Origin of the sequence: Dryocola sp. LX212 (assembly GCA_041504365.1) — a bacterium.
Lineage (GTDB): Bacteria > Pseudomonadota > Gammaproteobacteria > Enterobacterales > Enterobacteriaceae > Dryocola.
In genome coordinates this window covers 3,669,498-3,689,671 of sequence record CP167917.1, presented here as the reverse complement: position 1 = coordinate 3,689,671, position 20,174 = coordinate 3,669,498, and the positions used below count along the sequence as shown (strand labels likewise).

The 20,174-nt window shown below is 55.8% G+C and carries 16 protein-coding genes; 9 read left to right on the top strand and 7 right to left on the bottom strand.

Annotation, left to right across the window (positions count from 1 at the left end; all coding sequences use genetic code 11):
• The first annotated feature begins 153 nt into the window (after nucleotides 1-153).
• Nucleotides 154-1,320 carry an MFS transporter gene (locus tag ACA108_17700; protein ID XEX95162.1) on the top strand — a complete coding sequence of 389 codons (1,167 nt, stop codon included), beginning with the start codon at nucleotides 154-156 and terminating at the stop codon, nucleotides 1,318-1,320.
• Between the two features lies 1 nt (nucleotide 1,321).
• On the opposite strand, the gene ACA108_17695 is transcribed toward ACA108_17700, so the two are convergent.
• Nucleotides 1,322-2,245: a LysR family transcriptional regulator gene (locus ACA108_17695; protein XEX95161.1), complete on the bottom strand. Its 924-nt coding sequence runs from the start codon at nucleotides 2,243-2,245 to the stop codon at nucleotides 1,322-1,324.
• A 157-nt stretch (nucleotides 2,246-2,402) separates the two neighbouring features.
• Between ACA108_17695 and lysA the strand changes: the two genes are divergently transcribed.
• Nucleotides 2,403-3,665: a diaminopimelate decarboxylase gene (gene lysA / locus ACA108_17690; protein ID XEX95160.1), complete on the top strand. Its 1,263-nt coding sequence runs from the start codon at nucleotides 2,403-2,405 to the stop codon at nucleotides 3,663-3,665.
• Here lysA and ACA108_17685 read toward each other — a convergent pair.
• Entirely contained in the window at nucleotides 3,657-4,679 is a 1,023-nt protein-coding gene (locus tag ACA108_17685) for a LacI family DNA-binding transcriptional regulator (protein ID XEX98151.1), read from the bottom strand. The genes lysA and ACA108_17685 overlap by 9 nt on opposite strands.
• A gap of 334 nt (nucleotides 4,680-5,013) precedes the next feature.
• Between ACA108_17685 and ACA108_17680 the strand changes: the two genes are divergently transcribed.
• The 3 genes from ACA108_17680 (at nucleotide 5,014) to ACA108_17670 (ending at nucleotide 8,659) form a co-directional block, all read left to right on the top strand.
• On the top strand, nucleotides 5,014-6,348 hold the full coding sequence (locus ACA108_17680; GenBank protein ID XEX95159.1) for a PTS sugar transporter subunit IIC: 1,335 nt from the start codon (nucleotides 5,014-5,016) through the stop codon (nucleotides 6,346-6,348).
• A 7-nt stretch (nucleotides 6,349-6,355) separates the two neighbouring features.
• On the top strand, nucleotides 6,356-7,783 hold the full coding sequence (locus tag ACA108_17675; GenBank protein XEX95158.1) for a glycoside hydrolase family 1 protein: 1,428 nt from the start codon (nucleotides 6,356-6,358) through the stop codon (nucleotides 7,781-7,783).
• Between the two features lie 102 nt (nucleotides 7,784-7,885).
• Nucleotides 7,886-8,659, top strand: coding sequence for an FCD domain-containing protein (locus tag ACA108_17670; protein XEX95157.1), 774 nt, complete (start codon nucleotides 7,886-7,888; stop codon nucleotides 8,657-8,659).
• A gap of 20 nt (nucleotides 8,660-8,679) precedes the next feature.
• Here the strand turns inward: ACA108_17670 and galR are convergent, their stop codons facing one another.
• Complete coding sequence (gene galR, locus ACA108_17665; protein ID XEX95156.1) at nucleotides 8,680-9,687, bottom strand: HTH-type transcriptional regulator GalR; 1,008 nt, start codon at nucleotides 9,685-9,687, stop codon at nucleotides 8,680-8,682.
• A 487-nt stretch (nucleotides 9,688-10,174) separates the two neighbouring features.
• Here galR and aas point away from each other — a divergent pair, with 487 nt between their 5' ends.
• Nucleotides 10,175-12,325 carry a bifunctional acyl-ACP--phospholipid O-acyltransferase/long-chain-fatty-acid--ACP ligase gene (gene aas / locus ACA108_17660; GenBank protein ID XEX95155.1) on the top strand — a complete coding sequence of 717 codons (2,151 nt, stop codon included), beginning with the start codon at nucleotides 10,175-10,177 and terminating at the stop codon, nucleotides 12,323-12,325.
• Nucleotides 12,318-13,526: a lysophospholipid transporter LplT gene (gene lplT / locus ACA108_17655; protein XEX95154.1), complete on the top strand. Its 1,209-nt coding sequence runs from the start codon at nucleotides 12,318-12,320 to the stop codon at nucleotides 13,524-13,526. Before aas ends, lplT begins: the two co-directional genes overlap by 8 nt.
• Before the next feature lie 84 nt (nucleotides 13,527-13,610).
• Here lplT and ACA108_17650 read toward each other — a convergent pair whose 3' ends face one another.
• The 4 genes from ACA108_17650 to mutH form a co-directional block, all read right to left on the bottom strand.
• Nucleotides 13,611-14,651, bottom strand: coding sequence for an NADP(H)-dependent aldo-keto reductase (locus ACA108_17650; protein XEX95153.1), 1,041 nt, complete (start codon nucleotides 14,649-14,651; stop codon nucleotides 13,611-13,613).
• A 144-nt stretch (nucleotides 14,652-14,795) separates the two neighbouring features.
• Nucleotides 14,796-15,014, bottom strand: a complete 219-nt coding sequence (locus ACA108_17645; GenBank protein XEX95152.1) for a YgdI/YgdR family lipoprotein — start codon at nucleotides 15,012-15,014, stop codon at nucleotides 14,796-14,798.
• A gap of 127 nt (nucleotides 15,015-15,141) precedes the next feature.
• Nucleotides 15,142-15,852: a TerC family protein gene (locus tag ACA108_17640; protein XEX95151.1), complete on the bottom strand. Its 711-nt coding sequence runs from the start codon at nucleotides 15,850-15,852 to the stop codon at nucleotides 15,142-15,144.
• 73 nt (nucleotides 15,853-15,925) lie between these two features.
• Nucleotides 15,926-16,612 (bottom strand): DNA mismatch repair endonuclease MutH, encoded by a 687-nt coding sequence (gene mutH / locus ACA108_17635; protein ID XEX95150.1) that lies wholly within the window; start codon nucleotides 16,610-16,612, stop codon nucleotides 15,926-15,928.
• Nucleotides 16,613-17,298: 686 nt separating this feature from the next.
• Here mutH and rppH point away from each other — a divergent pair.
• Complete coding sequence (rppH, locus tag ACA108_17630) at nucleotides 17,299-17,829, top strand: RNA pyrophosphohydrolase (protein XEX95149.1); 531 nt, start codon at nucleotides 17,299-17,301, stop codon at nucleotides 17,827-17,829.
• 12 nt (nucleotides 17,830-17,841) lie between these two features.
• Nucleotides 17,842-20,088 (top strand): phosphoenolpyruvate--protein phosphotransferase, encoded by a 2,247-nt coding sequence (gene ptsP / locus ACA108_17625; protein XEX95148.1) that lies wholly within the window; start codon nucleotides 17,842-17,844, stop codon nucleotides 20,086-20,088.
• Nucleotides 20,089-20,174 lie beyond the last annotated feature (86 nt).

The following is a 20,174-nucleotide window of genomic DNA, read 5'->3' as shown; positions in this document are numbered from 1 at the left end:
GTCACGTCGGGTCATCCCCGGCGTTTTTTGTGTTATTTATTTGTTAAGCAGCGCACAAAATTTCAATAAGCTGCACCTCTACATCCTCGCTACCCGGCGGTCAGAGTTCTCACTCGCCCGCCTTTTGTCCTTTCTGCAACCGGGAGTTATTCCATGCCTGTTTCCTTACTCGCGCTGGCGATGAGTGCGTTTGCCATCGGCACGACGGAGTTTGTTATTATGGGCCTCCTGCCCGACGTGGCCGGGGATCTTCATATTTCGATCCCCACTGCGGGCTGGCTGATCAGCGGCTACGCCCTGGGCGTGGCAATCGGGGCGCCGATTATGGCCCTGCTGACGGCTCGTCTGCCGCGAAAACTCTCTCTTGTCCTGCTGATGGTGATTTTTATTATTGGCAACCTGCTGTGCGCCGTGGCGATCTCTTATAACTTCCTGATGCTCGCCCGCATCGTTACCGCGCTTTGCCACGGGGCCTTCTTCGGGATTGGTGCCGTCGTGGCCGCAGGCCTCGTTGCGCCAAACCGCAAGGCTTCCGCCGTGGCGCTGATGTTTACCGGCCTGACGCTTGCCAACGTGCTGGGCGTGCCGATTGGCACCTGGTTTGGGCAGATGTACGGCTGGCGGTCAACGTTCTGGGGCGTAGCGGTGATTGGCGTCGTGGCGTTTATCGCGCTTATCGTCAGCCTGCCTTCGCAGAAGGATGAGGCGCCCGCAGACTTAAAGCGTGAGGTCAGCGCGCTGGCTAACGGTAAGCTGTGGCTCTCCCTGTCGATGACAATTTTCTTTGCGGCGGCGATGTTCGCGCTGTTCAGCTATATCGCCCCGATGCTGCTCCAGGTCACCGGCATCACCCATAAAGGCGTGAGCTGGACGCTGTTCCTGATAGGGGCGGGCCTGACGGTGGGCAATATTCTGGGCGGGCGTCTGGCGGACTGGCGCGTCTCCGTAAGCCTGATCCTGAGCTTTACGTTTATCGCCATTTTCTCGCTGCTGTTCCGCTGGACGAGCCACGGCGCGTGGCTTGCTGAAATCACGCTCTTCCTGTGGGCGATGGCGGCGTTTGCTACCGTTCCCGCTTTGCAAATCAACGTGGTGCTGCATGGCAAAGATGCGCCAAACCTGGTCTCTACGCTGAATATCGCCGCGTTTAACGTCGGCAATGCGCTGGGGGCATGGGTTGGCGGTACGGTTATCGATCGCGGTTATGGGCTAACCGCCGTACCGGTTGCCGCTGCGGGGCTGGCGGTTATCGGGCTGATTATCTGTCTGATCAACTTCAGCAGCGGCACCGGCCATCATCATCCGGCTACCGAGCAATAAGTCAGGCGTCGAGCAGCGCTTTTAGCGGGTCATTGAAGATATGCATGAAATCATGCATATGCTCGCTGAAAGCGCTGACCAGCGCCGAGGCAGGGCGGTGTAGTGGGCGGATCAGGCTCACGGTAAAAGGCACCGCCACGCTGAAGCGCCGGGCGACCACGCCGCCTGAGGCATAGTCCAGAGCGGTAAGCGGGTTAACGACGGAGATGCCCGCTCCAGCCCGCACCATCGCACAAACCGAAGCGGCGCTGTGCGTCTCCACCACCATTCTGCGTTTTACCTCGTGCTCCTGAAATAACGAATCCAGCAGCTGCCGGTAGCTGTCCGTTCGCGACAGGCTGATGTAGTTTTCCCCGGCAAAATCCTGCGGCGTGAGTTCCGCTTTGCGTACCAGCCGGTGCCCGGCGGGCAGGACGCATACCTCGTTCAAGGTCAGCAGCGTCTGGCGCTCCGTTCCGGCAGGCGTGGAAATATTCTCCGTCAGCCCCAGATCGTGGCGCTGGGCCGACAGCCACTCTTCCAGCAGCGGTGATTCCTGCGGAACAATATTCAGGCTCAGTTCCGGATAGCGCGCCAGGAAAGGCTGCACCAGCTGCGGCAGAAAAGACTGTGAGAAAACCGGCAGGCAGGCGATTGACAGTTCGCCCTGGCGAAACTCGCGCAGGCTTTCTGCCGCGCTGACGATGCGATCCAGGCCGTACCACGAACGCTGAACCTCTTCAAACAGACGCAGCCCCTGAACGGTGGGATGCAGGCGGCCGCGGCTGCGCTCGAACAGCTGTAGCCCTGTCAGCTTCTCAAAACGCGCCAGCTCGCGGCTGACCGTTGGCTGCGAGGTGTGCAGCAGTCCCGCAGCCTCCGTGAGGTTCCCGGCGGTCATCACCGCGTGGAAGATTTCGATATGGCGAAGCGTGACTGCTGGCATCTGTTTATTCGGCCCGTGCGTAGGGTGGATAAGCGTAGCGTCATCCACCGAAAGAAAAAACCATATCATATATGAATAGACTAGTGAGAAATCGATATTTTTTCTTCACTTCGCGCTGTGGCGTAATAAACAAAATGAATCATGACCGGAGCTGACCATGCCACGCCCTCTCGACAATACCGATACCGCGCTTAACGCGCAGAACTTGCTGACCCTGCCCGCGGAGTTTGGCTGTCCCGTGTGGGTTTACGATGCGGAAATTATCCGCCAGCAGGTGGCACGTCTGCGCCAGTTTGACGTGATCCGCTTCGCGCAGAAGGCATGTTCTAACATCCATATTCTGCGTCTGATGCGCGAGCAGGGCGTGAAGGTAGACTCGGTGTCACAGGGTGAAATCCTGCGCGCGCTGGCGGCGGGCTATAACCCGTCAGAGAACCCGGACGATATCGTCTTTACCGCCGATATGATCGACGAAGCCACGCTTGCGCTGGTTGCGGAGCACAAAATCCCGGTGAACGCTGGTTCGGTGGATATGCTTGGCCAGCTTGGTGAGGTTTCCCCGGGCCATCGCGTCTGGCTGCGCGTGAATCCTGGTTTCGGCCACGGGCACAGCCAGAAAACCAACACCGGCGGGGAGAACAGCAAGCACGGCATCTGGCACGCCGACATGCCCCAGGCGCTGGAAATAGTTAAGCGCTATAACCTGCATCTCGTCGGTATTCATATGCACATTGGCTCAGGAGTAGATTACGCCCATCTGGAGCGCGTTTGCGGGGCGATGGTGCAGCAGGTTGTCGACTTCGGTCAGGATCTGGAAGCGATCTCCGCGGGCGGCGGGCTGTCTATCCCATACCGCGAAGGCGAAGAGAAGATCGATACCAGCCATTATTTTGGCCTGTGGAGCGCCGCTCGCGACAACATAGCCCAGCGTTTGGGCCACCCGGTAAAGCTGGAAATCGAACCGGGGCGCTTCCTGGTCGCCGAATCCGGCGTGCTGGTGGCGCAGGTGCGTTCCGTAAAAGATATGGGATCGCGCCACTTCGTGCTAATCGACGCGGGCTTTAACGATCTGATGCGGCCTTCCATGTACGGCAGCTACCACCATATCTCGGCCATGGCGGGGGACGGACGTGATTTAACGGCTCAGCCTGCGGTTGAAACTGTGGTCGCCGGGCCGCTGTGTGAATCCGGGGATGTCTTTACCCAGCAGGAGGGCGGCAAGGTGGAAACCCGCAGCCTGCCTCCGGTAAAAGTGGGCGACTATCTGGTGCTGCATGATACCGGCGCGTACGGGGCTTCTATGTCTTCAAACTACAATAGCCGCCCGCTACTGCCGGAAGTGCTGTTTGATAACGGTAGCGCACGTTTGATTCGCCGCCGCCAGACCGTGCAGGAGCTTATCGATCTGGAACTACTTTGAGGTTTTGCGCCCGCGCTGAAAGAAAGGGCCGGGCGCCACAGATTCACGCAGCACCAGCGTACCCACAAACGGTGGGATCGGCTCAAGATCTTCGCCGTTTGCCAGTTTTATCGCCTGGTCGATAGCGGTGGTAATCATATTGTCTATAGGCAGATAAACGGTGGAGAGGGCGGGCTGCAGCCACTGCGCGCTTGGCGCATCGTCAAAGCCAAACAGCGACATCTCTTCGGGAATGCGAATGCCCGCCTGGTGCAGCGCTTTCGATGCCCCCAGGGCCATATCATCGTTACAGGCAAACAGCGCCGTGAAGGTGACACCGCTTTCCAGCAGCGCCTGACAAAGCTGGTGCCCGACCGTCATCGTGGAGTCGCCGTTTTTCACCCGTTCTTCACTGAAGCGGATCCCGTGCTTTTGAAGCGCCTTGCGATAGCCCATCAGACGGGCCTGGCCGGTTGGGGTGGAGATTGGCACGGTGATGCAGGCGATATCGCGATGGCCCTGCTGAATCAGATATTCGGTTGCCTGGAACGCCGCGTCCTGCTGTTCGAAGAACACGCAGCGTTCGCGGGCCTGGGTAACATCACGGTTTACCACCACCAGCGGTACTCGAATAGTGCTCATCAGCGACATCAGCGCGCGCTCGGACATAAATCGGGTATAGAGCACGATGGCGTCGCAGTGACGGTCCACCAGCATTTGCACCGCATCCAACTCTTTTTGCGGCGTGTCGTGTCCGTCGGTGACAATCAGCTGTTTACCATGGAGCTCCGTCTGGCGGGAAGCCTGCTGCAGCAGACGACCGAAGTAAAAGCCGTCAAAAGTTGAGACCACCAGGCCAACGCTGTTGCTGCTGCGGTTAGCCAGCGAGCGCGCAAGAAAATTTGGGCGATAGCCCAGCTCTTCCATGGCCTTAAACACCTGTTTGCGGGTGCTCTCCTTGACCTGTCCGGTGCCGTTCAACACCCGCGATACCGTTGCTTTTGAAACGCCTGCGCGTAGCGAGACATCCAGCATTGTTACCATCTGTTCTTTCCTGATTAAGACTTCCGTCGCGATGCCGCAGTTCTGAGCGCAGTCTACCACATGAGTCAGACGGTACAGATCCGGCAGGGCATCAGAGGTGCTTAAAATGTCCTACCGGGATCACGCTTTTGCATTTACGGCGGGATCCCGACGCAGGCCCGAAAGAGTAAAACTGTTTGGTATACCAAAAATATTAATTTTGAATTATTGGAATTCCAGATGGAGGTTATGCGAGTACTGTCACGGAAATTTGTCGCAACCACCCCTATTTTTGGTATACCAAAAATAACGAAGTCATAACAATTACCTTACCGAGGTACACCCTATGGCAGTGCAGGAAAAGTTAATCGATTCTCTGGGTAGTTTCGCGACTAAATTCAATAGCTATCGTTACATCATGGCGATCAAGGCCTCTTTTATCACCCTGATGCCGGTGATCATCGTCGGCGCGTTTTCGGTATTGATATCCAATATGGTACTCGACCCGAAAAACGGTCTGGCTAGCTTCTCCGCGCTGGCATTCCTCGCGGACCTGAAGCCGATTACCAGCGCAATTAACTACGCCACGCTGAACTTCCTCAACATTGGCGCGGTGTTCCTTATCGGTATTGAGCTTGGACGAATTAACGGCATCAAATCTCTCTTCCCCGGCCTGCTTGCGGTGATCTGTTTTATTTGCGTCACGCCAACCACTATCACCATGATGGTGGATGGGGAGATGCGTATGGTGAAAGACGTTCTCGCGCGCCAGTTCTCCGATACCCGTAGTCTGTTCCTCGGGATGTTTATCGCTATCTTATCCGTTGAGGTTTACTGCTGGCTGGAGAAACGGGAAGCGCTGAAAATAAAGATGCCGGACACTGTGCCGCCGAACGTTTCGGCGTCGTTCTCGGCGCTCATCCCCTCAATTATCACCGTCACGCTGATTGCAACCTTTGGCTTCATCTTCCATCAGGTCACCGGGATGTATCTGTACGACGCGGTATACCAGGTCGTGCAGCAGCCTCTCGAAAAAGTGGTGCAGAGTTTGCCGGGCATACTGCTGCTGATGTTTGTCGCCCAGTTGTTCTGGGTCATCGGCATTCACGGTAACCAGATGATTAAACCGATACGTGAGCCACTGCTGCTGGGGGCGATTACCGTCAACATGAGCGCGTTTGAGCAGGGGAAAGAGGTGCCGAATATCATCACCATGCCGTTCTGGGATGTCTATATGAGCATCGGCGGTTCCGGGTTGACCATTGGCCTGCTGATAGCAGTGATGATCGCCACTAAACGCAAGGAGATGAAAGAGATCGCCAAGCTCTCCATCGGTCCGGGCATCTTTAATATCAACGAGCCGGTGATCTTTGGTATGCCGATCATGCTCAACCCGATTCTGGCTATCCCGTTCATCATCACGCCGCTGGTTACCGGCACTATTGGCTACTTCGCAACGCTAACCGGTTTTGCCGGCAAAGCCGTGGTGATGGTGCCCTGGACCACTCCTCCGCTGATTAACGCCTGGCTATCCACGGCGGGTTCCATGGGGGCGGTGATCACTCAGCTCGGCTGCATCGTGGTTGCCGTGCTGATTTATCTGCCGTTTGTAAAAGTCGCCTCGCGTCGTGCCGAACAGGCGCAGCTGGCCGCACAGCAGCAGCTTACCGACAACGCCTGAGGTAAAAATGAGTAAAATTAAGATGGCGATTCCAGCGGATTTTATTCTCGGTGCGGCGGCTTCGGCCTGGCAGACCGAAGGCTGGAGCGGAAAAAAAGAGGGGCAGGACTCCTGGCCTGACGCATGGTACAAGGCCGATCGCCACGTCTGGCATAACGGCTATGGCCCGGCGGTGGCGACAGATTTTTATCACCGCTACCGCGAAGATGTCGCGCTGATGAAGCAGGCAGGGCTGACGCACTATCGCACCTCCATCAACTGGTCGCGTTTCTTCACGGACTATGAAACGGGCGCGGTGGATGAGGACTATGCGGCGTATTACGACAATCTGATTGATGAAATGCGCCGTGCGAACATTACGCCGATGCTCTGCCTTGAGCATTACGAGCTTCCCATCATCCTGCTGGAAAAGTACGGTGGCTGGGGGTCAAAGCATGTGGTTGAACTGTTCGTGATGTACGCGCAAAAAGTCTTTGAGCGCTACGCCCATAAAGTGGATCGCTGGTTTACTTTTAACGAGCCGATTGTCGTGCAGACGCGTGTGTATCTGGATGCTTTGCGTTGGCCCTACGAGCAGAATACCGGCAAATGGATGCAGTGGAATCACCATAAAAATCTCGCCACAGCAATGGTCGTCAGGCTTTTCCGGGAGAAGGGCTATCAGGGGACGGTGGGGTGCATCCTCAACCCAGAGGTCACTTATCCCCGTTCGAGCGCCGAGCACGATTGCAAAGCAGCGCAGATATACGATCTTTTCTACAACCGCGTGTTCCTCGATCCTCTGGTCAAAGGGGAGTATCCGCAGCAGCTGGTGGATCTGCTCGTGAAGCATGATGTGCGCTGGGACTACACGCCCGAAGAGCTGAAAATCATCAGGGAAAATACCGTTGATGAGCTGGGTATCAACCTCTACTACCCGCATCGTGTCAAAGCGCCGAGCCGCGCCTGGCACCCTGATACGCCGTTTCATCCCGCCTATTATTACGAGCCGTTCGAGCTACCGGGCCGCCGCATGAATAAATCCCGGGGCTGGGAAATCTATCCACAGATCGTCTATGACATGGCGATGCGCATCAAACGGGAATACAAAAATATTCCATGGTTCGTTGCGGAGAGCGGCATGGGCATAGAAAACGAAGGACAGTTTCGCAGCGCCGAAGGGATTATCGAGGATGATTACCGCATCGCTTTTATCAGTGAACATCTTCACCAGACGCTGCGCGCGCGGGAAGATGGCGCAAATTGTCAGGGCTACATGCTGTGGGCTTTCACCGATAATGTCTCGCCGATGAATGCTTTCAAAAACCGCTACGGGCTGATTGAAATCGATCTGGAGAACAACCGGGCCAGGCGGATGAAAAAATCTGCCTGGTGGTATCGGGAGTTAAGCGATGGCCGCACGCTGACGTTAACCCTGGACGATGAATGGAAATAGCCATTTCCGTGGCTTAATTTGGTAAGCTAACCCTTCTGACCGGCGGCGAGAAAACCCGTGCCGCCGTTGCCTTAAAGCTGTTTAAAAGACGCAGGTGATATTGTGGACAAGGTAGTACTTTCGCCAGAAAAGAAGCAGTACCAGGAAATCGGTGAGGATCTGCGGTCGCAAATAATTCAGGGCATGTACCCGGTGGGATCGCGCCTGCCACCGGAGCGCAACATCGCCGAAAAATATGGCGTGAGTCGCACCATCGTTCGTGAAGCCCTGCTGATGCTGGAACTTCAGGGCACCGTAGATATCCGTCAGGGGTCGGGAGTATACGTTATGCGTGTTCCTGCGGAAAACGAAGCGGAAGAAGAAGCTTTTTTTAACAGCGACATTGGCCCGTTTGAAATGCTCCAGGCGCGCCAGCTGCTGGAAAGTAATATCGCGGCTTTTGCGGCTAAAATGGCTACCAAGGCGGATATCGACAATCTTAAGCGCATTCTTGAGCAGGAACAGCGTGCCATTGCGGCCAACGATCTGAGCCAGGACAACAATAAACTGTTCCACCTGGTGCTGGCCGGTGCGTCCCAGAATCAGATGCTGCTGTCGACGGTGGAGAGTATCTGGCAGCATCATGACAGCAGCCCGCTCTGGCAGCAGCTGCGGGCGAATATCGAAACGCGCCCCTATCGCCTGAAATGGCAGGGGGATCACCAGACTATTCTGGCTGCCCTGCGCCGCCGTGACGTCATGGGATCCTGGCAGGCGATGTGGCAGCATCTGGAGAACGTCAAAAACAGCCTGCTGGAGCTTTCAGATGCCGACGCCCCCGATTTTGACGGCTATCTTTTTGAGTCCGTGCCTATTTTCCAGGGAAAGCTGGTGTAATGCCTGGCCGCGTCGCCTGATTACTCCCCGGCGGGGGCAATCACCGAATGGCGGCGCACGAGCGTCGGGCTGAACATATGCGTGGTTTCTGGGATGGGCTGATTGTCTGCCAGCGCCATAGCCAGTTCCGCCGCCTGAGTTGCCATAGTGACAATCGGGTAGCGGACGGTGGTCAGCCGCGGGCGCACGTAGCGTGAAATCAGCACGTCATCAAAGCCTATCAGTGAAATCTCTTTCGGCACGTCGATGCCGTTATCATTCAGCACGCCCATAGCGCCTGCAGCCATCGAGTCGTTATAGCAGGCGACGGCGGTAAAATTTTTGCCCCGGCCCAGCAGCTCGGTCATCGCCTGCTCGCCGCCGCTTTCATCCGGTTCGCCAAAGGTTACCAGTCGGTCATTCACCGGCAAACCATGCTCTTTCAGCGCGTCGTAATAGCCCTGCAGGCGATCTTCAGCATCGGAAATCGTGTGGTTGGAGCACAGATAGCCGATTTTGGTGTGGCCCTGCTGGATAAGGTGACGGGTGGCAAGCCACGCGCCGTAGCGGTCGTCCAGCGCCACGCAGCGCTTTTCAAAGCCCGGCAGCGTGCGGTTAATCAGCACCATGCCCGGCATTTGCTGCATCAACGAGATTAAATCGGCATCCGGGATCTTCTTTGCATGGACTACCAGCGCGGCGCAGCGGTGGCGGATAAGCTGCTCAATGGCCTGACGCTCTTTTTGCTCGTTATGATAGCCGTTGCCGATAAGTAAAAAGTTGCCGGTGTGATAGGCGACCTGCTCGACGGCTTTTGCCATCGCGCCAAAAAAGGGGTCCGAGACGTCGCCGACGACAAGGCCAATTGTTTCCGTCGTTTGCTGGGCAAGCGCGCGGGCATTGGCGTTAGGATGGTAGTTCAGCTCTTCCATGGCGCTGTTGACCGCAAGTCTTGAGGCGTCGCTGGCTTTTGGAGAACTATTAATGACACGGGACACCGTGGCGACAGAGACCCCCGCCAGTCGTGCTACATCCTTAATCGTCGCCATAGAGAATATTCCTGTGAGGGTAAACGTTTACACAGGCTTAAGTGTTACGGAAAAACCGCGCCACTTCAAGGGCGCAACTGTCGTCGCGCTCGCAAAGCGAATGAAAATATGCGGCGCTATAGCCCGTAAGTTACACAGGCGTTTACTTGAAAATGAGACGCAGCGGCAGGAAGCGGCATGTTGAGGATTTTTAATGATTTCAGGCTAAATCTTTGCTTACAGTTTGCAGTGCGCTGTTGCGATTTCGCCATGGCGTACCTGGCCTGACGACTGCTACATTTTAAGTCCCAGAGGTATTGATTGGTGAGAATTCTTCGTGCGCTTGCGTACAAATCTTCTTGCACCGACCTGCGCAGATGCGCAGGTTTTTTTTGCCTTTTTTTCAGGCTTATCCTCTCTCCGTCCTCTCGCTCCCTGAAAGCTAGTCGTGTAATCTGCAGCCACTACACTTAAGTGTCTGAGCTGATTAATGACAAAGGGAGTTGATATGGTTTTAAGTTTCTTCCGCTGGCTGTTTCGCGTGTTGTTCCGGGTGCGCCTGTATGGCGACACGAATGCGCTTAACCTGCCACGTGTGCTGATTGTCCCCAACCATGTCTCGTTTATTGATGGTATTCTGCTGGCGCTGTTTCTACCTATTCGCCCGGTGTTCGCTGTCTATTCATCCATTAGCCAGCGCTGGTATATGCGTTGGCTTAAGCCGATCATTGATTTTGTGCCGCTCGACCCGACCAAACCCATGTCGATAAAAAATCTGGTGCGGCTGGTGGAGCAGGGGCGTCCGGTGGTTATCTTCCCGGAAGGGCGCATTTCCGTTTCCGGTTCGCTGATGAAAATCTACGAAGGGGCGGCGTTTGTGGCCGCAAAAGCCAATGCCACCGTCGTGCCGGTGCGCATTGAAGGTGCGGAGCTGACTTTCTTTAGCCGCCTCAAAGGGCTGGTTAAACAGCGGCTCTTTCCGCGCATCACACTGCATCTTCTTCCGCCAACGTCTATTGCAATGCCGGATGCGCCACGCGCCCGTGACCGCCGTAAAATAACCGGCGAAATGCTTCATCAGATTATGATGGAAGCCCGTATGGCGGTACGCCCGCGTGAGACTTTGTACGAAGCTTTGCTCTCGGCACAGTATCGCTACGGCGAGCGTAAAAACTGCATCGAAGATATTAACTTCAAGCCTGATACCTACCGCTCTTTGCTGACCAAAACGCTGTTCGTTGGCCGTATTCTCGATAAGTACAGCGCTGCCGGGGAGACAATCGGCCTGATGTTACCGAATGCGGGCATCAGCGCGGCGGTGATCTTTGGTGCCTCGTCCCGTGGACGGATCCCGGCGATGATGAACTATACGGCGGGCGTCAAAGGGCTGACGAGCGCGATTACCGCCGCGCAGATCAAAACGGTATTCACCTCCCGGCAGTTCCTCGATAAGGGCAAGCTTTGGCACCTGCCCGAGCAGCTCACCCAGGTTCGCTGGGTTTTCCTTGAAGATCTTAAAGGCGATGTCACCCTCAAAGATAAGCTGTGGATCTTCGCCCACCTGTTAGCACCTCACCTGGCGCAGGTTAAACAGAAGCCGGAAGATGCCGCGATGGTGCTGTTTACCTCCGGTTCGGAAGGAAACCCGAAAGGCGTAGTGCACAGCCACAAAAGCCTGCTGGCAAACGTCGAGCAGATCCGCACCATCGCCGACTTTACCGCTAACGATCGCTTTATGTCGGCGCTGCCGCTGTTCCACTCCTTTGGCCTGACGGTGGGCCTGTTCACGCCGCTGCTGACCGGGGCGGAAGTGTTCCTCTACCCAAGCCCGCTGCATTACCGCGTGGTGCCGGAGCTGGTCTATGACCGCAACTGTACAGTGCTGTTCGGGACTTCGACCTTCCTCGGCAACTATGCGCGCTTCGCCAATCCTTACGACTTCTTCCGCCTGCGCTACGTGGTGGCCGGGGCAGAAAAACTCCAGGAGAGCACGAAACAGATCTGGCAGGACAAGTTCGGCCTACGCATCCTTGAGGGCTACGGGGTAACGGAGTGCGCGCCGGTGGTGTCGATTAACGTGCCCATGGCGGCGAAGCCAGGCACCGTAGGCCGCATTCTCCCGGCAATGGATGCGCGCCTGATGGCGGTGCCGGGCATTGAAGAGGGCGGGCGTTTGCAACTGAAAGGGCCAAACATCATGAACGGCTATCTGCGCGTTGAAAACCCTGGCGTTCTGGAAGTGCCGACGGCGGAAAATGCCCAGGGCGAAATGGAAAATGGCTGGTATGACACGGGCGATATCGTCAGGTTTGATGAGCAGGGCTACTGCATTATCCAGGGCCGCGCAAAACGCTTTGCCAAAATCGCGGGCGAAATGGTGTCGCTGGAAATGGTCGAGCAGCTGGCGCTGAGCGTGTCGCCGGACAAAATGCACGCCACCGTTATTAAGAGCGATGCGTCGAAAGGTGAAGCGCTGGTGCTGTACACCACCGACAGCGAACTGAACCGCGAGAAGCTGCTGCGCTACGCCCGCGAGCACGGCGTGCCGGAGCTAGCGGTCCCACGGGACATCCGTTTTATGAAGCAGCTGCCGCTGCTGGGCAGCGGCAAACCTGATTTCATCACCCTTAAAGCACAGATGGAGAGCGAGAATGCATGATAACGCGCTAAACGATACCTCCCTGTGGTCAAAGGGGATGAAGGCGGTGACGGCGGCGCAGTTTTTGTCCGCCTTCGGCGATAACGCTTTGCTGTTCGCCACCCTTGCCGTACTTAAACAGCAGTTTTATCCCGACTGGAGCCAGCCGGTGCTGCAGATGGTGTTCGTTGGCGCATATATCCTCTTTGCCCCGTTCGTGGGCCAAATTGCGGACAGCTTCGCGAAGGGACGCGTGATGATGTTCGCCAACAGCCTGAAGCTGGTGGGGGCGGCGGTCATCTGCTTCGGCCTGAATCCTTTTGTGGGCTACACGCTGGTAGGCGTGGGCGCAGCGGCCTACTCGCCAGCTAAATACGGCATTCTGGGCGAGCTGACAACCGGCGATCGTCTGGTGAAGGCCAACGGCATCATGGAGTCTTCGACCATTGCGGCGATTTTGCTGGGGTCGATGGCGGGGGGCGTGCTTGCTGACTGGCGCGTCATAGCCGCGCTTGCTGTCTGCGTACTGGTTTATGCGGGGGCCGTTGTCGCTAACTTCTACATTCCTAAGCTTGCTCCGGCACGCCCCGGCCAGTCCTGGCGCATTACGCCAATGACCCGCAGCTTCTTCTCGGCCTGCCGCACGCTGTGGAATAACGGCGAAACGCGCTTCTCGCTGGTTGGCACCAGCCTATTCTGGGGCGCTGGGGTGACCCTGCGTTTTCTGCTGGTGCTGTGGGTGCCGGTTGCTTTGGGGATTGTGGATAATGCGACGCCAACCTATCTTAACGCAATGGTAGCCGTAGGGATTGTCGTTGGCGCAGGCGCAGCTGCGAAGCTGGTGACGCTGGAAACGGTGGCGCGCTGCATGCCCGCAGGCATACTTATCGGCGTGGGCGTTCTGTTCTTTGCAATGCAGCACGCGCTGCTGCCGGCTTACGGGTTACTTCTGCTGATTGGCGTTCTCGGCGGCTTCTTCGTGGTGCCGCTCAACGCGCTGCTCCAGGATCGCGGCAAGCGCAGCGTCGGAGCGGGTAACGCGATTGCGGTACAAAACCTGGGCGAGAACACCGCAATGCTGCTGATGCTCGGACTGTATTCGCTGGCGGTTAAAACCGGCGCGTCGATTATCGGCATCGGCATCGGTTTTGGCGTGGTGTTCGCGCTGGCGATTAGCGCACTGTGGATCTGGCAGATTCGGGGCAGGGCGGCAGCGCGTTAGTCTTAACTCACTGGCGGATGACGCCGCTGGCCGCGTAGCGCGGATCAGCGCAGCGTCATTCGCCATTTTTACCTCATCTGAATTTTAAGGCGCCGGGTAGGTATAAACCCGGTTCACCGCTTCAATCTCCTCAAGCACATCTTCGCTCAGATCCAGATGCAGGCTCTCCAGGTTGGTTTTCAGCTGTTCCATGGTGGTTGCGCCCAGCAGAGTGCTGGCAACGAACGGCTGGCGGCGAACGAACGCCAGCGCCATCTGGGCCGGATCAAGATTGTGGCGTTTCGCGATATCCACATAGGCGGCCACTGCCAGGTTGGTTTGCTCGCCGCTGTAGCGCGTAAAGCGACTGAACAGGGTATTACGCGCGCCGGCTGGTTTAGCGCCGTTCAGATATTTCCCCGTTAACGTCCCGAACGCCAGGCAGGAATAGGCGAGCAGCTCAACGCCTTCGCGCTGGGTTATCTCTGCCAGTCCCACTTCAAAGCTGCGGTTAACCAGGCTGTATGGATTCTGGATTGTCACGATGCGTGGCAGGTCATGCTTTTCTGCCAGCTGAAGATAGCGCATCACGCCCCACGGCGTTTCGTTCGACACGCCGATATAGCGGATTTTCCCGGCGCGCTGATGTTCTGACAGCGCCTCCAGCGTTTCCAGAAGCGTCACCGGCACCGCGTTATCGGTCCAGGTATACCCCAGCTTGCCGAAGCAGTTGGTAGCGCGCTGCGGCCAGTGCACCTGATACAGATCGAGGTAATCGGTTTGCAGACGCTTAAGGCTGGCATCCAGCGCGTCGCGGATATTTTTGCGGTCGAGATTTTGATTCGGGCGGATGCCGGCGTCGTTATTACGAGTCGGGCCGCTAACTTTGGAGGCGACAATAAGTTTGTCCCGATTGCCGCTTTGCTTAAGCCAGTTTCCCACGTAGGTTTCTGTCAAACCCTGGGTTTCCGGGCGTGGAGGGACGGGATACATCTCTGCGACGTCAATCAGGTTAACGCCCTGGCTAATGGCGTAATCGAGCTGGGCGTGGGCATCGGCTTCACTGTTTTGTTCACCAAATGTCATGGTTCCCAGCCCGAGGGTGCTGATTTCGAGCGAGCTATGGGGGATACGATGATAGTGCATTGCCGGCTTCCTTATTCTTATAACAGACCACATCAGGCAGGAGCCCGATAAAAAACGGACTATTAACATGGCAGAGGGGAAGCAAAAGCGAAAGGGGGACGTTAAGAAAAGTATTCAGGCCAGCAGGGCGCTGACCCTCAGGGGCTAGCGTTCAATGATCTGTGACACGTCGTCGCGGTTGATTTGCATCTCGTTGCCCTGGTTGTCGCGATAGCTCACCAGACCCGTTTCGTCATCAACCTTCGGTTTGCCGTCGGTCAGGATCATGCGGCCATCTTTGGTCGCCATCACATAGTCGCTGCTGCAGCCGGAAACGGCAAAGGCCAGTCCCACAGCGGAAATTACAACGGCCCATTTTTTCATCGTTATCTGCCTCGTCAGGAATGGAATGACATATATAGTTTAGTAATACTCTGAAAAAGGCGAGAGGGTAAGCAGGAAATTCTTAAAATAAATCAGAGGAAAGCGTGTAAGCCCTCCCCTGATTGGGTCAGAGAGGATTCTTTTTGTTGCGGATAAGATTCAGGCTTTCTACCGCAATGGAGAAGAACATAGCGAAATAGATATAGCCTTTCGGCACGTGAACGTCGAAGCTTTCGAGGATCAACGTGAAGCCCACCAGCAGCAGGAAGGCCAGCGCCAGCATTTTCACAGACGGATGTCTGTCCACAAAGTCGCCGATCGCGCCGGCGGCGAACATCATCACCCCAACGGCAATAATCACCGCCGCCATCATGATAAACAGATGATCTGAAAGGCCGACGGCGGTAATCACTGAGTCGAGGCTGAAAATGATATCCAGCAGCATAATCTGCACGATGGCGCCGAAGAAGGAGTGAACGTTAGTTTTTATCCCTTCTTCTTCACCTTCTATGGATTCGTGGATCTCTTTGCTCGCCTTCCAGATTAGGAACAGCCCTCCTAACAGCAAAATCAGATCCCTGGCAGAAATCTCGTTGCCCATCACGGTGAACAGCGGTGCGGTTAAGCGAATCACCCACGCGATGGAAGCCAGCAGCGCCAGACGCATAATCATGGCGGCGCCCAGGCCAAGGCGACGGGCTTTCTGCTGCTGAGCTTTCGGGAGCTTTGCAACAACCAGAGAGAGGAAAATTATGTTGTCGATGCCCAAAACGATTTCCAGAATCGTTAGCGTACCTAACGCCATCCACGCATTGGGGTCGGATATCCATGCAAACATCTAAAAGGTCCTGCCAAAAAAAGAAAACGCAATTATAAACGCCAGCCGGAAAGGGAGTACAAGAAAATTGCGCTCAGATGTGGAAATGGCGCGCCAGCAGGGCTGCGGTGAAGTTCTTTTTTAGATAAAACCCACGTGGCAGCGTGAGTATGCGGCTGCCGTCAGCGCCAATAGCTTCGGTGAGCGCTTTGCTGTTAGCCGCTTTCGGGCGCAGTTGCAACACTTCACCGTGGCGAGCGGTGATTCGCTCAACCTGACCCAGCACGATCAAATCCATCAGCTCTTCCCAGTCGAGCCTCAGCTGCAGCTCCTCTTCAGGCGACGGCTCCCACAGCAGCGGTGAGCCGACCCGGCGATCCGCCAGGGGAATTTGCCGCTCGCCTTCAACGGGGACCCACAGCACGCGCCTGAGCTTGTGGCGCACGTGGCTGGTTTCCCAGACTACGCCCGTGTTCCCCGTAAGCGGCGCAACGCAGACGAAGGTTGTTTCCAGCGGACGACCCAGACGATCGATCGGGATCGTTTTCAGCTCTATTCCCAGGGCGGAAAAATCCTGTTCCGGCTTGCTGCCTGCGCTGGCGCCCAGCCACAGCTCCAGCAAAATTCCAATCCAGCCTTTATCTCGTTTTAGATCGGGTGGCACAGGAAGGCCCGCGATGGCGGCCAGTTCCCCAAGGGAATAGCCCGCCAGATTCTGAGCCTGAGCAAGCAAAATCTGTTCGTCAGGCGGTGGCTGAAGGAGGGGTCTGATCGAATGCATAACGGATGATTGCCATGTGGTTAAAAAATAGCCGTGGTTTACCCACAATGAGGAAATAGTTTAGCGTGCCGAGAGGGGGAATATCAATTTCATGATTTGTAATGACTTTTTGTGCGTTTCCTCGCATATTAAATCCGAAGAAAAAATCTTTTCCAATTCTGGTCACTGACAATGAACAGGATCTTACACCGGGTTATCCACAGAAAAATGGGATAACTGGTAAAAACCGTCAATACTGGTTCTATTTACAGCCTTGACGGAGGGGTAAAACACATTTTTTCAGCGATATGTGACCAAGTTGTTTGCACAATCTGTGGATAAAAACGGCGTTGCTCGATCTTTCGACAATGTGCGATCTTCTCATGAGACTTCGATCACATTATGAAAGTTATGAACAGCATTCCAATCGGTAATCATATGAAATGCAAATGTTATTTAATATTTGTGGAATGCTCTTATTTTGAGTTATCTAAAGTTGTCCCGAGAGTATCCGACAGTTTTTCACAGTGATATCCACAGAAAAAGTGAATAAAAGCGCGATGAAATTTCCTCATCTGTTTATAACTCGGGTTAAATTTGTGAGTTATTCAAATGTTATTCGTCAAGGTTGCCTGTTAAGAGTGGTTTACCGCCTGAGGCTTGTATGAAACAATCGCTGCAATCCAGGTTTTAATTGAGGTAGTCCGGTGATCGATGATGATGGCTACCGCCCGAATGTTGGTATCGTAATTTGTAATCGGCAAGGGCAGGTGATGTGGGCCAGGCGTTTCGGCCAGCACTCCTGGCAGTTTCCGCAGGGTGGCATCAATCCTGGCGAATCTCCTGAGCAGGCAATGTACCGCGAGCTCTTTGAGGAAGTGGGGCTGCAGCGCAAAGATGTGCGCATTCTCGCCTCGACCCGCAACTGGCTGCGTTACAAGTTACCGAAACGTTTGGTGCGTTGGGACACAAAGCCGGTATGTATCGGCCAGAAACAAAAATGGTTCCTTTTGCAGTTGATAAGCTCTGATAACGACATCAATATGCAAACCAGCAGCACCCCGGAGTTTGACGGCTGGCGTTGGGTCAGTTACTGGTATCCCGTGCGTCAGGTTGTCTCCTTTAAGCGTGATGTTTATCGGCGGGTGATGAAAGAGTTTGCCAGTGTTGTTATGCCGCTGCAGGAAGTTACGCCACCCCGCAATAACGCGCCCGCATGGCGACGTAAAAGAGGTTAAGTCACGCAGAAAATGCTCACCCGTTTGCGAGAAATAGTCGAAAAGGTTGCCAGCGCCCCGCGCCTCAATGAGGCGCTGGATATCCTGGTGACAGATATCTGCCTTGCGATGGATACCGAGGTATGCTCGGTTTATCTCGCAGATCATGACCGTCGCTGCTTCTATCTGATGGCAACGAAGGGGCTGAAAAAGCCTCGTGGGCGCACCATTACCCTCGCATTTGATGAAGGCATCGTTGGCCTTGTTGGGCGTCTTGCCGAACCTATCAACCTTGCGGATGCCCAAAAACACCCGAGCTTTAAATACGTGCCCGCGGTGAAAGAAGAGCGTTTTCGAGCTTTTCTTGGGGTGCCGATCATTCAGCGCCGCCAGCTGCTCGGCGTGCTTGTTGTTCAGCAGCGTGAACACCGTCAGTACGATGAAAGCGAGGAGTCCTTCCTCGTTACGCTAGCCACACAAATGGCAGCCATTCTCTCCCAGTCACAGCTTGCCGCTCTCTTCGGGCAATACCGCCAGACGCGTATTCGTGCCTTACCCGCATCACCCGGCGTTGCAATAGCCGAAGGCTGGATGGACTCTACGCTGCCCCTGATGGAGCAAGTATCCGAAGCCTCTACCCTCGATACCTCCCTTGAGCGCGAGCGTCTGACCGCCGCACTTGAAGAGGCTTCGAACGAATTCCGCCGCTACAGTAAACGCTTTGCGGCAGGCGCGCAGAAAGAAACCGCCGCCATCTTTGACCTTTACTCTCACCTGTTGACCGATGCCCGGCTGCGCCGTGAGTTATACGGCGAGGTCGATAAAGGCTCCGTGGCAGAATGGGCGGTTAAAAAGGTCGTTGAGAAATTTGCTGAACAGTTTGCCAGCCTGAGCGACACCTACCTTAAAGAGCGGGCAGGGGATTTACGCACGCTCGGCCAGCGGCTGCTGTTCCACCTTGATGACACCATCCAGGGGCCAAATACCTGGCCGGAACGCTTTATCCTGGTGGCCGACGAACTTTCCGCCGCCACGCTTGCCGAACTGCCGCAAAACCGTCTGGTCGGCGTTGTGGTGCGAGACGGTGCCGCAAACTCCCACGCCGCCATTATGGTCCGTGCGCTGGGTATTCCTACTGTCATGGGGGCGGATATTCAGCCCTCGGTGCTGCACCGCCGCACGTTGGTGGTGGACGGCTATCGCGGCGAAATTCTGGTCGATCCTGAGCCGATCCTGCTGCAGGAATACCAGCGGCTTATCAGCGAAGAAAATGAGCTGAGCCGCATTGCAGAAGACGATGTGGATCTTCCTGCTGCGCTGAAAAGCGGCGAACGGGTGCAGGTCATGCTCAACGCCGGACTGAGCCCGGAACACGAAGAAAAACTCGGCAGCCGCATTGACGGTATTGGGCTTTATCGCACTGAAATTCCTTTCATGCTGCAAAGTGGCTTCCCGTCAGAAGAGGAGCAGGTTGCTCAGTATCAGGGCATGCTGCAGATGTTCAACGAAAAGCCCGTCACGCTGCGTACGCTGGACGTGGGGGCGGACAAACAGCTGCCGTACATGCCGATCAGCGAAGAGAACCCGTGTCTGGGCTGGCGTGGTATTCGCATAACGCTCGACCAGCCGGAGATCTTCCTGGTGCAGGTTCGCGCCATGCTGCGCGCTAACGCCGCGACCGGTAACTTAAGTATCCTGCTGCCGATGATCACCAGCCTGGATGAGGTCGATGAAGCAAGACGCCTGATCGACCGTGCCGGGCGCGAGGTGGAAGAGGTGCTGGGCTATCCGCTGCCAAAACCTCGTATCGGCGTCATGGTCGAAGTCCCGTCCATGGTCTTTATGCTCGGCCAGCTTGCCAGCCGGGTCGATTTTATCTCCGTCGGCACCAATGACCTGACGCAGTATCTCCTCGCCGTCGACCGTAACAACACCCGTGTCGCCAGCCTGTACGACAGCCTGCACCCAGCTATGTTAAGAGCGCTAAGGATGATCGCCAGCGAAGCAAAAAGATACGGCATCGATCTGTGCCTGTGCGGTGAAATGGCCGGTGACCCTATGTGCGTGGTGCTGCTGGTGGGCATGGGGTATCGGCATCTCTCCATGAACGGACGCTCGGTTGCGCGTGTTAAATACCTTCTTCGCCATATCACTCTTGAAGAAGCGCAAATGCTGGCAGAGCGCAGCCTTGAAGCGCAGCTGGCAACGGAAGTTCGCCACCAGGTCGCCTCGTTTATGGAGCGGCGCGGCATGGGCGGTTTAATTCGCGGCGGGCGCTAGAGCGCCTGCAGCACCGTATTCCCTGCGGCATTACATATCTTTTACAACTTCGCGAACTTAATCAGACCTCCCTTTGTGCTATGATT

Bases quoted from the DNA above. Each gene is read 5' to 3' on its own strand.
- galR (XEX95156.1), bottom strand. From the start codon at position 9,687: ATGGCGACGATTAAGGATGTAGCACGACTGGCGGGGGTCTCTGTCGCC.
- lplT (XEX95154.1), top strand. From the start codon at position 12,318: ATGCATGATAACGCGCTAAACGATACCTCCCTGTGGTCAAAGGGGATG.
- mutH (XEX95150.1), bottom strand. From the start codon at position 16,612: ATGCATTCGATCAGACCCCTCCTTCAGCCACCGCCTGACGAACAGATT.
- ACA108_17645 (XEX95152.1), bottom strand. From the start codon at position 15,014: ATGAAAAAATGGGCCGTTGTAATTTCCGCTGTGGGACTGGCCTTTGCC.
- aas (XEX95155.1), top strand. From the start codon at position 10,175: ATGGTTTTAAGTTTCTTCCGCTGGCTGTTTCGCGTGTTGTTCCGGGTG.
- lysA (XEX95160.1), top strand. From the start codon at position 2,403: ATGCCACGCCCTCTCGACAATACCGATACCGCGCTTAACGCGCAGAAC.
- ACA108_17675 (XEX95158.1), top strand. From the start codon at position 6,356: ATGAGTAAAATTAAGATGGCGATTCCAGCGGATTTTATTCTCGGTGCG.
- ACA108_17700 (XEX95162.1), top strand. From the start codon at position 154: ATGCCTGTTTCCTTACTCGCGCTGGCGATGAGTGCGTTTGCCATCGGC.
- ACA108_17680 (XEX95159.1), top strand. From the start codon at position 5,014: ATGGCAGTGCAGGAAAAGTTAATCGATTCTCTGGGTAGTTTCGCGACT.
- ACA108_17640 (XEX95151.1), bottom strand. From the start codon at position 15,852: ATGTTTGCATGGATATCCGACCCCAATGCGTGGATGGCGTTAGGTACG.
- ACA108_17695 (XEX95161.1), bottom strand. From the start codon at position 2,245: ATGCCAGCAGTCACGCTTCGCCATATCGAAATCTTCCACGCGGTGATG.
- ACA108_17685 (XEX98151.1), bottom strand. From the start codon at position 4,679: ATGCTGGATGTCTCGCTACGCGCAGGCGTTTCAAAAGCAACGGTATCG.
- ptsP (XEX95148.1), top strand. From the start codon at position 17,842: ATGCTCACCCGTTTGCGAGAAATAGTCGAAAAGGTTGCCAGCGCCCCG.
- ACA108_17650 (XEX95153.1), bottom strand. From the start codon at position 14,651: ATGCACTATCATCGTATCCCCCATAGCTCGCTCGAAATCAGCACCCTC.